Genomic DNA, 13,517 nt, shown 5'->3' on the forward strand with positions numbered 1-13,517 from the left:
GCCAAACCGACACCGGTAGAGCTACTAGTCAGTAACATACAAAGCTGTTCGGTGTCTGCGCTCGTGCAGTCCGGCGTGCGGGTCCACTTCGCGCAGGCTGTACGGCAGCGGATTCGTGTCGGAGGAGATTGAAGTAATGAGCCACAATTTCGATGATTTCATCGATGAGAACGGCCACATCACCATCGGTGAAGGGCAAACGCTCGTCCGTCACGTCGAGGTGAACGTTCAAGAGAATTCCGACACGCTGGCGTACCGCTTCGTCGACTACTCCCGTGAGCGTGACGGCGAGGCGCACGAGCTGACCTGGGCCGAGTTCGGAACCCGACTCAAGGCGGTTGCGGCCCGTCTGCAGCAGGTCACCCAGCCCGGTGACCGTGTCGCGATTCTGGCTCCGCAGGGCCTCGAGTACGTGGTCGCCTTCTTCGGCGCGATCTACGCGGGAACCATTGCAGTGCCGCTGTTCGACCCGGACGAGCCCGGCCACACCGACCGTTTGCATGCCGTCCTCGGTGACTGCAAGCCCAGCGCCATCCTTACCGCAGGCAACTCGGCCGCGGGTGTGCGCGCGTTCTTCCGTGCGCTGCCCGCCGCAGAGCGTCCCCGCATCATCGCAGTGGATGCCGTCCCGGACAGCGTGGGCGAGACGTGGGTCGAGCCGACGGCAACGCTAGACGACATCGCCTACCTGCAGTACACGTCCGGCTCGACGCGAACCCCGGCCGGCGTGGAGATCACCCACCGTGCAGTCGGCGTCAACGCGCTGCAGATGGTCGACAGCATGGAGATCAACCACGATTCGCGTGGCGTCACCTGGCTGCCGATGTTCCACGACATGGGTCTGCTCACCGTCATCCTCCCGGCGCTCGGTGGCAAATACATCACCATCATGAGCCCGCGCGCGTTCGTCCAGCGCCCGTGGCGCTGGATCAAGGAACTCGCGGCGGTCTCCGACGGCGCAGGCACGTTCGCCGCGGCACCGAACTTCGCGTTCGAGCACGCCGCCCAGCGCGGACTGCCGAAGAACGGCGAGAGCCTGGATCTCTCGAACGTCATCGGTCTGATCAACGGCAGCGAGCCCGTCACGACGTCGTCGATGAAGAAGTTCAACGACGCGTTCGGCCCCTACGGCCTGCCGAAGTCCGCCATCAAGCCGTCCTACGGCATGGCCGAGGCCACGCTGTTCGTCTCGACCAGCAAGCACGCCGACGAGGCCAAGGTCGTCTACGTCGACCGCACCGAGCTCAATGCGGGCAACTTCGTGGTCGTCGCCCCCGATGCACCGGGTGCCATCCCGCAGGTGTCCACCGGAACGGTCGCCCGCAGCCAGTGGGCCGCCATCGTCGATTCCGAGACCGCCACCGAGGTTGCCGACGAGCACGTCGGCGAGATCTGGTTGCACGGCGAGAACATCGGTCAGGGCTACTGGGGTCGCGAGACCGAGACCACCGAGACCTTCCACAACAAGCTCGTCCACCGCAACGCCGAAGGCTCGCACGCAGACGGCGCTCCCGAGGGTGGCAACTGGATGCGTACCGGCGACTTCGGTGTCTATCACGACGGCGAGCTCTACATCACCGGTCGCGTCAAGGACCTCGTCATCGTCGACGGCCGCAATCACTACCCGCAGGACCTCGAATTCTCGGCCCAGGAAGCCAGCAAGGCTCTGCGGCCGGGCTTCGTCGCGGCGTTCGCCGTCCCGCTCAATCAGCTCCCCGACATCGTGTTCGAGTTCAGTGGCGCAGCCCTGACGAAGGACTCGGACGACAGCTCCGAACAGCTCGTCATCGTCGCCGAGCGCGCCCCGGGCTCCGGCAAGGCCGACCCGCAGCCGATTGCCGACGAGGTGCGTACCGCGGTGTCCGCGCGTCACGGCGTCACGGTGCGCGACGTCCTCCTCGTGCCTGCCGGTTCCATTCCGCGTACCTCCAGCGGCAAGATCGCCCGGCGGGCCTGCAAGGCCGCCTACATCGAGGGCACGCTCCGCGGCGGATATCAGCAGACGGCGTTCCCGGACGCCGAACTGCCCGACTGATCTCTGGGCCTCCCGTTCCTTCGATACATAGCTTGGTGAGTGATGGCTGAACAAGAGACAGACAAGATTCAGAGTGCGGACGGGACGGACCTCACGGTCGCCCAACTGCGGGATTGGCTACGCAACTGGGTTGCGGACGCGACCGGGCAACCGGCGTCGGCCATCTCCGACGACCGTCCGATGGAGGAATTCGGTCTGTCCTCTCGCGATGCCGTCGCACTGAGCGGGGAGATCGAAGAGCTCGTGGGGGTCACGCTCACCGCCACCGTCGTCTACCAGCACCCCACCATCGCCTCGCTGGCCAAGATCATCATCGAGGGCGAACCCGACGAGCCGGTCGGCACAGTCGACGATGCGTTCTACACCGGCGGCGGACAGTCGGGCGACGCACACGACGTCGCGATCGTCGGCCTGTCGTCTCGCTTCCCCGGCACCGGGCACACTCCCGAGGAGATGTGGTCACTGCTGATCGAGGGCCGCGACGGCATCACCGATCTGCCCGACGGCCGCTGGCAGGAATTCACCTCTGATCCCGTCATCGCTGCGGCGGTGGCCGCGACGGTGACCAAGGGCGGTTACCTCGACGACGTCAAGACCTTCGACGCCGAGTTCTTCGCGATGTCGCCCAACGAGGTCGTCAACGTCGATCCGCAGCAGCGGCTCGCGCTGGAACTGACGTGGGAAGCGCTCGAGCACGCACACATTCCGGCCAGCTCGATCAAGGGCAGCCAGGTGGGCGTCTTCATCGGCAGCTCGTCCAACGACTACCAGCTCATCGCCGTCAGCGACCCGGCCGTGCACCCCTATGCGCTCACCGGCACGTCCACGGCCATCGTGGCCAACCGGGTGTCGTACTTCTACGACTTCCGCGGGCCGTCGATCGCCGTCGACACCGCCTGCTCGTCCTCCCTGGTTGCCGTGCACCAGGCGGTGCGCAGCTTGCGTACCGGCGAATCCGATCTGGCTGTGGCGGGTGGCGTCAACATGCTGCTCGCGCCGCCGATCACCGTGGGCTTCGGCCAGACGGGTGTGCTGGCGCCCGACGGCAAGATCAAGGCGTTCTCGTCCGACGCGAACGGCATGATCCGCTCCGAGGGTGGTGGACTCGTCGTCCTCAAGCGACTCGAAGACGCCGAGCGCGACGGTGATCAGGTACTCGCCGTCATCGCTGGATCTGCGATCAACCAGGACGGCCGCTCGAACGGACTGCTCGCACCGAGCCCGGACGCGCAGGCCGACGCACTGCGGTTCGCGTACCGCGACGCCGGCATCAACCCGTCGGGCGTGGACTACATCGAAGCGCACGGCACCGGAACCATCCTGGGCGATCCCATCGAGGCCGATGCTCTCGGTCGTGTGGTGGGCCGAGGCCGCGACGCCGACAAGCCGGCCCTGCTGGGATCGGCGAAGACCAACTTCGGGCACCTCGAATCTGCCGCGGGCGCAGCAGGATTGATCAAGGTCGTCCTCGCGATGCAGGCGAACAAGCTGCCTGCGTCGCTGAACTACGTGGGCCCCAACCCGTACATCGACTTCGACAAGGCACACCTGAAGGTCATCCCGGAGGCCACCGACTGGCCGCGCTACACCGGCAAGGCCGTCGCAGGCGTCTCCGGCTTCGGCTTCGGTGGCACCAACGCGCACGTTGTCGTGCGCGAGTACGTCCCGGGTGAGACCGACGGCGCGTTCGACGCCTCGGCCGTCGACCCGGAGGCGGCTCTCGTCGAGGGCCTCACCGATGTGGCCGGTGAGGAACTGCCGATCGTTGCCGATCCGGAGCCTGTCGTGTCGGAGCCCATCGTGTCCGCGGTCGAGACGACCGATTCGGTAGCCGAGGCCGAGACCATTCTGGCCGAAACCACTGTGTCCGATACCGAAACCGGCTCGGAGACAGTGATTCTCGCTGTGTCTGCTGCTTTGCCGTCACGCCGTAAGCGGGCCGCATCGGAGCTGGCCGACTGGCTCGAGACCGAAGAGGGCAGCACGACGCCTCTCGTCGACGTGGGCCGCACGTTGGCTCGCCGTAACCACGGGCGTTCGCGCGCAGTGGTTCTCGCATCCACCACGGCCGAGGCCATCGCCGGATTGCGCGCCATCGCCGCCGGCAAGCCGGGCCCCGGCGTGTTCTCCGCGGATTCACCCGCGTCCAACGGCGCGGTGTGGGTGTTCTCCGGCTTCGGCTCGCAACACCGCAAGATGGCATCGCGGCTGTACCGAACCAACGCCGTGTTCGCCGCCGAGGTGGACAAGGTGGACGAGCTGCTCGTCGACGAAGCCGGCTATTCCATCCGCGAGATCATCCTCGACGACTCGCAGACCTACGAGTTCGAGAACTCCCAGGTCGCCATCTTCGTCATCCAGATCGCCTTGGCCGCAACACTTCGCGCGCACGGTGCCGAGCCGTCCGCCGTCATCGGACACTCGATGGGCGAGGTCGCGGCCGCCTACGTCGCCGGAGGTCTCAACCTCGAAGACGCCGTCCGCATCATCTACGCCCGCTCACGGCTGCTGGCCGAGGGTCAAGACGGCCTCGGTGCCGCCTCGCAGGGTGCCATGGCGCTGGTCGAGTACACCCCCGACGAGGTCAAGACCCTCACCGATCAGTTCCCGCATGTGGAGCCCTGTGTCTACGCCGCACCGACGCACACCACGGTCGGTGGGCCGCGCGCCGAGGTCGAGGCTCTCGTCGAGATGGCCGAGGCCGCAGGCAAAATGGCTCGACTGCTCGACGTCAAGGGAGCCGGCCACACCGCGGCAGTCGATGTGCTGCTCGGCGAGCTGGCTGCCGAACTGGCCGGAATCGAACCGGGCAAGCTCACCGCCGGGGTCTACTCGTCGGTCGATCGTGAGGCGCACTATCGCGTCGGACATGCGGCGATCCATGGCGTCGACTACTGGACCAAGGGCATGCGCCATCCGGTCTGGTTCACCCAGGCCGTGAATGTCGCTGTCGGAGATGGACATACGACGTTCATCGAGCTCGCGCCCAACCCGGTGGCGTTGATGTCCGTGGCCGCGACCGCATGGGCTGCAGGCGTCGCGGACTCGACGCTGATCCCGACGCTCAAGCGCAAAGAAGACGAGGCCGAGACGTTCCTGGCCGCGCTGGCGCAGCTGTACGTTCACGGGCACGCGCTGGAGTTGTCCACACTGTTCGAGTCCGGCCCGTACGCCGCCATCCCGCGAACTGCCTACCTGCGCAAGGAGTTCTGGCTCAACTCGCAGGTCAGCTCGAGCGGTAACACCCGGGTGCCCGGCGCACGCGTTGCGCTGCCCGACGGCCGCCACGTCTGGGAGGTTCAGGCCTCGGCCGTCACCGGTTTCGATGCACTCGTCACGGCGGCTGCGTCGCAGGTGTTCTCCGATGTGGCCCTTGGTGTTTCGGTCTCCCATGCTGCAGTGCCGAAGGTGGGCACGGTCGTCACCACACTGACCTCACACCTCGGTGGCGCGTCGGTCCAGGTGCACGCACACGAGGGCTCGACGTTCACCCTGCTGCACGAGGCCGTCGTCACCTCCGGTGACGTGCGTCCGGAACCTGTTGTCGCCGTCGAGCAGCAGAGCTCGTCGCCCATGGAGGAGTTGCCGGAGGTCGTCGAGACGTTCGGTGACCGTTGGGATCCGAACGGCAATCAGAAGCTCGAAGACCGATTGGCCATCATCGTGGCGGAGTCCATGGGCTACGCGCCCGAGGATCTGCCGCCCGAGGTTCCGCTGATCGAACTCGGTCTCGACTCGCTCAGTGCGGTCCGCATCAAGAACCGCGTGGAGTACGAATTCGACATCCCCACAGTGCAATTGCAGGCCGTGCGCGACGCGAACCTGCGTGAGGTGGAGAAGTACCTGCGCTACGCGATCGAGAACCGCGACGAGGTGCAGGCACTGGCCGACCAGCAGGCAGCAGAGAAGGCGGCCGAGCAGGCTGCTGTTGCACCGGCTTCGGTCGAGACCGCCCCCGTCGAGACTGCCCCCGTGGGGGACGATGCTCCCGCCGTCGACGCTCCCGCCGCCCCCGTCGAGAAGGCTGCCCCGGCTGTTGCTGCCGCGGCGCAGACCGACCTCGGCGGCAAGGAAGCGTTCGCCGAAGCCGCCGGTTCCGACGTCCCGCCGCGCGACAATGCCGAGCGGATGACGTTCGCAACGTGGGCAGTCGTGACGAAGGAATCGGCCAAGGGAATCTTCAACACCCTGCCGATCCTCGACGACGAGACGGCCGAGAAGTTGGCTGCTCGTCTGACCGAGCGGGCAGGCGGCGAGATCACTTTCGACGACGTCCTCGACTCGGAAACCATCGAGCAGCTCGCAGACAAGGTCCGCCCGCACCTCGAAGACGGTGAGATCGACGGTGTTGTGCGCAATCTGCGCGCCCGCCCCGAAGGTTCCACCGCGACACCTGTGTTCGCGTTCCACTCGGCGGGTAGCTCTACCGTCGCCTACGAGCCGTTGCTGCGGAAGTTGCCGGCAGGCACGCCGATGTACGGGCTCGAGCGGGTCGAGGGGCCCATCGCCACGCGTGCTGCGGAGTACGTGCCGCTGATCAAGGCGATCCAGCCCGAGGGACCGTACGTGTTCGTCGGTTGGTCGCTCGGCGGCATCCTCGCCTACGAGGTGGCGCGTCAGATGGAGGAAGAGGGTATCGAGGTCGCCTACGTGGGGCTGCTCGATACCGTCATGCCCGGTACCAAGATTCCGGACACCAAGGACGAGGTGCGCAAGCGCTGGGAGCGGTACGCGGAGTTCGCCAAGAAGACGTACAACGTCGACTACCCGATCCCGTACGACAAGTTGGTCGACTCCGACGACGAGGGCCAGATTCGGATCATCACCGATCTGGTGAAGCTCAGTGGCGCAAAGATTCCCGGCGGAATCATCGAGCACCAGCGCACCTCGTGGCTCGACAATCGCGCGATCCAGACGGCCGAGCTCAAGGAGTACGGCGGGCACGTGACGTTGTACTTGGCCGACAAGTACCACGACGACGCGATCGCGCTCGAGCCTGCGTACGCCACCCGCGAAGAACACGGTGGTTGGGGACCGGTGGTCAAGGACCTGGAGATCGTCTACGTCGGAGGCGATCACCTCGCGGTCGTCGACGAGCCGTACATTGGAAAAATTGCGGCCCACCTGTCGAAGACGCTCGAGAACATCGAGTCTGCAAGAACCGGAGCGTAGATTTTGAGTGCCACCACTGCCGAGAAGCTGGCCGAACTACGGGCGAGGCTCGAACTGGCCAAGGAACCGGCCGGCGAGATCGGGGTCGCAAAGCGCGCGAAAAAGGGCATCCCCAGCGCTCGCGATCGCGTCAACTCGTTGCTCGATCCCGGCAGCTTCGTCGAGATCGGTGCACTGGTGAAGGCACCCAACGATCCGGGTGCCCTGTACAGCGACGGTGTCGTCACCGGTCACGGAACCGTCGACGGCCGCCCGATCGCGGTGTTCTCGCACGATCAGACGGTGTTCGGCGGAACCGTCGGCGAGATGTTCGGCCGCAAGGTCGCCGGGATCATGGACTTCGCGATCAAGATGGGCTGCCCGGTCGTCGGTATCAACGACTCCGGCGGCGCTCGCGTGCAGGACGCTGTCACCTCGCTCGCGTGGTACGCCGAACTGGGTCGACGCCACGAAGCGCTGTCCGGCCTGTGCCCGCAGATCTCGTTGATCCTCGGTAAGTGTGCCGGTGGTGCGGTGTACGCGCCGATCAACACCGACATCGTTGTCGCCACCGAAGAGGCGTACATGTTCGTCACCGGTCCGGACGTCATCAAGTCCGTCACCGGCGAGGACGTCAGCCTCGACGACCTCGGTAGTGCCCGCGTCCAGGCCATCAACGGCAACGTCCATCACGTGGCAGCCGACGAGAAGGCTGCGTTCGAGTGGATCCGCAACTACCTGAGCTACATGCCGTCGAGCTGCCAGGAAGAGTCGCCGGTGATCAATCCGGGACTCGAGCCGGAGATCACCGATTCCGATCGCAAGCTCGACTCGTTCATGCCCGACGCCGACAATGCCGGGTACGACATGCACGACATCATTCTGCGCATCTTCGACGACGGCGAATTCCACGAACTGTCCGGCCAGACTGCACCGAACGTCATCACCGGATTCGCGCGCGTCGACGGTCGGCCGGTGGGGATCGTCGGCAATCAGCCGATGCACCTGTCCGGGGCGCTCGACGCCAAGGCAGCGGACAAAGCCGCCCGGTTCATCCGCCTCAGCGATGCCTACAACATTCCGATCATCTTCCTCGTCGACACACCCGGCTTCCTGCCCGGCGTAGACCAGGAAACTCTCGGCGTCATCCATCGCGGTGGCCGCTTCATCTTCTCGTTCGTCGAAGCGACAGTACCGAAACTGACTGTGGTGATTCGTAAGTCGTACGGCGGCGGATACGCGGTGATGGGCTCGAAGCAGCTCGGATCCGACATCAACCTCGCCTGGCCGACCGCCCGCATCGCAGTCATGGGCGCCGAGGGTGCCATCAACATCATGAGTCGTAAGCAACTCGCCGAAGCAGGCGAGAATGCACCGGCGCTGCGCAAGCAGCTGATCAACTTCTACAACGAGCATGTCGCAACCCCGTGGATCGCCGCGGAGCGTGGCTACATCGACGCCGTCATCGAGCCGTCGCAGACGCGCCTCGAAATCCGCAAGGCCCTGCACATCCTGAAAGACAAGGAAGTGCACAAGAGTCCGCGCAAGCACTCGTTGCTCCCGATCTAGTCTCGGTCGCTTCGCTCCCTTTGGGATCAATGTGGGTTTCAGTCACTCAGACTGCAACGAAGTCGCATTCATTCATCTGTCTCCAGCAGTCAGAAGCGAATGAATGCGACTTTCTTGCAATTGAACTGAGTGCAAGGGACATTCATCCCACGGGCATCGGGTTCTGGCGAACAATAAGGTTCGGGCGGGGCCGGGCCAGGGCCTGGTTATAGCCGGCCCGGAGGTCCGCAAGCACGCGCTGTGGGTCATCGCGGATGTCCTGCGGCAGATGTGACACAACGATTGCACCGTGGCGTTGCATGAGCGCCCGACGAGTCATCGTCTTCGCGTGGTCGATCGGTGACAGGTGATGGGCGAGTGAGTCGATCTCCCACCCGAAACAGACCTCGTCGAGGAAGCCGTCGGGACTGCCGAGGAATGTGCCGTCGGCGGCGAACAGGCGGGCGTTGTGAATCATCGGCGGGAGCCCGCTCGATCGGTAGAGACGTTGAGCATCGGCCTCGGCGACGGAGTGGGCATTGCCGAGCAAGTCCCCTATGGCCAGCCGGGTCGACGCGCTGTATCGCCTCGGCCCCTCCGCCAACTCGATTGCCAGCTCTTCCAGTGATACCGCACCCCGTCTGATGATCTCGGCAATCAAAGCTGTGCACTGAGATCGACCGCGGAGCGCGCGGGTCGCGTCGACGACACTCCGGGCTACCGGAGCACAGCGCAGACCGTGCTCGAACGCTGCTTCGGGCATGCGCCAGGTGCGTTCGGATCGCACGAACTTGACGGATGCCCGTTGCATCTCGTTCGGCACCAGAATGTGAACCTCATTCGAGGGTGGATTCGGCCCCAAACCATGGACGCTCAATGCCGCGTTCCCAGTGAGAATGCTGTGTGGCCCGCCATACGCCAATGCCGCAGCTATCCGCTGTTGGTGAGAGGGGTAGCCGTTATACAGCAGCACCACCCCCGGCAGCAAATGCTGCCAGGGTCCGCCGGCAGCGCATCTGCCGGCCACCGTCCCGTCCGCAACACCTGCTGCGCGCAGCTGCGCCCTTGTCACGACGCCGTGATCGGCGACATCCCCGATTGTCGATAAGTCTGTGGCCCAAGCTCCCCGTTTCATGCATCGACTGTCGAACGCGACACCGACACTCCGACGCCGTAAACCATCGTTCGCTGTTTCCCTGTGGATGGCTGCCGGAGTTGTGCACAAGTGCGTCGAATCGTGGCTTACGCACCGGAAATAGTCAGGGGTGAGTGGTAGGCCCCCGCTCGGCCGACAGCGCACCCACCCCCTTCTGGATGAATGCGGGATTCAGTCAGTCTGAGTGCAACAAAGGGACATTGATCCCAAAAGGGGGGCAAGGGTCCATTGACGAGGAGCGGGGGCGAGCGATCAGTCCTCGAATACCCGCAGTTGTCCGTCTTTGTACCAACCCGATCGGGTGACGTTGGCCGTGTCGAGTTCAGCGGGCACGGCGCTGGGGTAGTACTGCTCGTAGCGCTCCAACGATCCCCAGTCCCTGGCCCAGTCGTTTTTCAGGTAGGTGGGAACGGTGACGGGCTTGGCGAGCAGTTCGGACCAGCCCAGTGGACCGCCGTTCTCGCCCGATTGCCATGTGTCGGTGGAGCTGACGGCGAGTGGGCGGTCGGGGAGGATGCGGTATCCGGGCACTTCGGCGACGCCGTAGCGGTGGTCGAAGGGACGTTGGCACGGGAACTGAAGTCCGACGGCCCAGTCGAGCAGAACGGGCTGCTCACTGCCGATCATGGTGTTCAGGTTTTCCATCACCGGAACTCGCGGCGGGGTGAACGCGAGCCATTGGTCGCCGGTGAGGTTGGGGTCGTTGGCGACGATACGGACCGCGTCGGCGTCAGGTGCGATGTCCGCCAGCGGGATTCGGAGGTTGCGCCACGAGGGTGCGGGTCCGATGTCGCGGGGGAGATAGGTGCCCTCGGCCTGGACGGTTCCGTCGGGCTGACGCTTGCCGTATTCGAGCAGCAGTGACTGTCCGTAGGTGAGTGCTCCGGTGTCGTCGTACGACCAGATGCGTCCGGCTGCCGAGAAGACGACCAGGGGTGCGTCGTCGCTACGGGCGGGCAGTTGGTACCAGCTCGACGTGGCCGACGCGGGTTCCTGGATGCCCTCCTGGTACGAGCCGAGTACCGGGGTGGTGGCGGGGTCGAGGCCGAAGGGCAGAGCTGCGTTCGAGCCGTTGACGCCCACGGCTCCGGTACCGCCTGCGGTGCCGGAACTCTGGCCTTCCTCGAAAGCGGGTCCGACGGCCTGTTGGTCGGTATTGCCCTGTCCTGGTTTGACTTCCACAGCATCGGCGCTGAGGTCACTGGGAATACCGTTGGCGGTGAAGTTGCGCAGGGTGGAGCTCGATCCGCCGAGCGGGCCTGCGGTGGCATCGAACTCGCCCGGCAACGGGCTTAGGATGCCGGCGTTGGGGTTGGACTCGACGAGGACATCGTTGGCGAGGCCGCACGAATTGCCGAGGACCGATTGCACATTCGAGCGTGCGAGCGAGTAGGCGGGGTACTGCGAGACGGCACCCTTGACGAGCGAGAGCACCTCGAACAGCACCATGATTCCGGCAATGACGGTCAGCGGTGCGGCAGCGAACTTTCGGATGCGTTTACCGCGCGCAGACGTCGGCTTCGGCTGTGGCGGAGCGTATCCCTCACGCAGGTACTGGAAGGCGGCGACGGCGAGGACCAGTCCGAAGAGGATGAGGAACAGGGTGCCCGATTCGTTGCCACCCAGCGACACCGTCTTGTCGAACCACGGCACGCCGTAGCTCGAGACGTACCAGTAGCCGTTGATGCCCGAGAACGACAGTGCGAGAACGAACATCAGCCCGGCTGCGAACAGTGAGCGGTTACGCCGCGAACGCAGGGCGCTGGCGGAGACGGCCACCGCTGTCAGGGCGGCGAGCCCACCGGCGATTCCGGCGTAGGAACCGAAGTGGTGAGTCCACTTGGTGGGGTTGAACATCATGAAGAAGATGGTGCCGAGCACGACGCCCAGCAGACGCCAGGCCGGGCCGTTCGCGATGCCGGGGATGCGGCGACGACGCAGCAGCACGAACAGCGTCGTGAAGAGGCACAGGAGCATCGTCAGGAACGCGAAGCGGCGTGCGACGGAGCCGTCGACGGTCTGGACGAAGAGGTAGTAGTACCGCAGGAAGTCTTGGTACCAGGCCTCGTTGGGGCCGATGATGGTCCGAACTCGGGTGGACTCGATGACCGTTGCGTACGTCTGGTCGGCGAAGACCACGACGAGGACGAGCACACCGGCGGCGGCCAACGGTGCCAGCAGGGCTAGGGTGCCGACCTGACGGTGGCGTCGGACGACGATCCGCGCGATGGGTCGCGCGCCGGCGAGAAGTGCTGCCACACACATCAATCCGGTGGGAGCGGCGGCGAGGGTGAAGGCTCCGATGAGACAGGCCGCGGCGGCGGGGAGCAGCCTGCCGGTGGCGATGGAACGCTCCACCGAGCACCAGGTGAGCAGTGCGCCGAGGGCGACGATCGGTTCGGGGCGCAGTCCGTTGTTGTACGGGAGCCAGAAGGCGAGGAACACCAATCCGCCGGTCCAGAGCGCGACGTTGGACTTGCGTACTGCGCGTCCGAGGCGCGGAACCACCTCGCGGCTGATCACCATCCAGCACAGGACTCCGGCGATGAGGGCGGGCAATCGCATCCACGGGCTTGCGGTCGAGATCTTGGCGAAGACGGCGAGCACGTCGTAGTACCAGCCGAACGGTGCTTCGGGTACGCCGAACCAGCGGAAGTAGTTGGCCATGTAGCCGGAGTGGTCGGCGGCGCGGGCCATCGTGAGCAGGTAGCCGTCGTCGGAGGTGTTGGCTCCGACGAAATGCCACCCCACCAGAACACCGAGGACGGTGACGTCGACACCGGTGAACTTCCACCAGTGGGACGGGAAGAAGCGGCGGTGTGCGCGGCGATCGGTGCCGTCGAGTCGTCCGAGTGCACCGATGGCCAGCGCGGTGCAGGCGATCGCCAGGATCATGATCAGCAACTTGAGCAACGTCGGCGACGACGAGAAGCGGGAGTCGACGTCGACGGTGACGGACATGTCTGCGGGGGCCGCGCCGCTGAGATCGCTGAAGATTCCGACGACCTGGGGGCGTAGATCGCCGTCGAGCCTGCCCTGCAGGGGCTGGCCGTCGTCGTTCGTCAGGCCGGTGAACGCGGCCGAGGTGTACTGGTCGTTCGAGGTGATTTCGATGGCCGCGCAGCGCGTGCTCTGGACGTCGGCGCGAGGCGCCGTCGCGACCACGACGTTGCGATCGAGGACGTCGACGTTCGATTCACCGACGCGCACGAACAAACTGTTCAGCGCAGCGCCTTCACCCTGCGGGGGTGCCGTCGCCAACAGCAGCCCGCCCGACGCGGGGAGCGCGGCGACAGCAGAGCACGGCAGGGTCGCAGTGAGGCTCACCGGTGCCTGGGACACCAGCGGGGCGTCCACGTCCTGCAGGAGCCCGTTCTGCGGCCACGCAATGGTGGCGGTGGTCTGCGTGACAGGCGCGAACGGAGTGATCAGTGCGAACAGCACACCGAGCACGCCGGCCACCATGGCGATCAGCCGTGGAATTCGTACCTGAGCACGAAGTTCGTCCGAGGCTCGCAGTGGAGCGGGGACGGGAGGACCAGCGGATGAATCTGTCACGACGTCGGGCACGAGAGTCGATGTTATGCGAGCGTGACGAAGAGGTCACACAGGCACCGTCCCCGTAAC

At 65.4% G+C, this 13,517-nt stretch carries 5 protein-coding genes; 3 read left to right on the top strand and 2 right to left on the bottom strand.

Going from position 1 to position 13,517, the window contains the following annotated elements:
- The first annotated feature begins 136 nt into the window (after positions 1–136).
- Genes fadD32 through CH294_RS10810 form a run of 3 tightly spaced genes read left to right on the top strand, consistent with a single transcriptional unit; the run spans position 137 to position 8,755 of the window.
- Positions 137–2,035, top strand: coding sequence for a long-chain-fatty-acid--AMP ligase FadD32 (fadD32, locus tag CH294_RS10800; RefSeq protein ID WP_032405394.1), 1,899 nt, complete (start codon positions 137–139; stop codon positions 2,033–2,035).
- Positions 2,036–2,077: 42 nt separating this feature from the next.
- Positions 2,078–7,207 carry a polyketide synthase Pks13 gene (gene pks13 / locus CH294_RS10805; protein ID WP_094737911.1) on the top strand — a complete coding sequence of 1,710 codons (5,130 nt, stop codon included), beginning with the start codon at positions 2,078–2,080 and terminating at the stop codon, positions 7,205–7,207.
- Positions 7,208–7,210: 3 nt separating this feature from the next.
- The gene (locus CH294_RS10810) at positions 7,211–8,755 is read left to right on the top strand and encodes an acyl-CoA carboxylase subunit beta (RefSeq protein WP_032405392.1); all 1,545 of its coding nucleotides are present in this window, start codon (positions 7,211–7,213) and stop codon (positions 8,753–8,755) included.
- Positions 8,756–8,897: 142 nt separating this feature from the next.
- Here the strand turns inward: CH294_RS10810 and CH294_RS10815 are convergent, their stop codons facing one another.
- Both CH294_RS10815 and CH294_RS10820 read right to left on the bottom strand, forming a co-directional pair.
- Positions 8,898–9,557, bottom strand: coding sequence for a hypothetical protein (locus CH294_RS10815; protein WP_249305224.1), 660 nt, complete (start codon positions 9,555–9,557; stop codon positions 8,898–8,900).
- A 585-nt stretch (positions 9,558–10,142) separates the two neighbouring features.
- Positions 10,143–13,355, bottom strand: a complete 3,213-nt coding sequence (locus tag CH294_RS10820) for an arabinosyltransferase domain-containing protein (RefSeq protein ID WP_212709789.1) — start codon at positions 13,353–13,355, stop codon at positions 10,143–10,145.
- Between the last annotated feature and the right edge of the window lie 162 nt (positions 13,356–13,517).

This window comes from Rhodococcus sp. 14-2483-1-1 (assembly GCF_002259335.1).
Classification (GTDB): Bacteria; Actinomycetota; Actinomycetes; order Mycobacteriales; family Mycobacteriaceae; genus Rhodococcoides.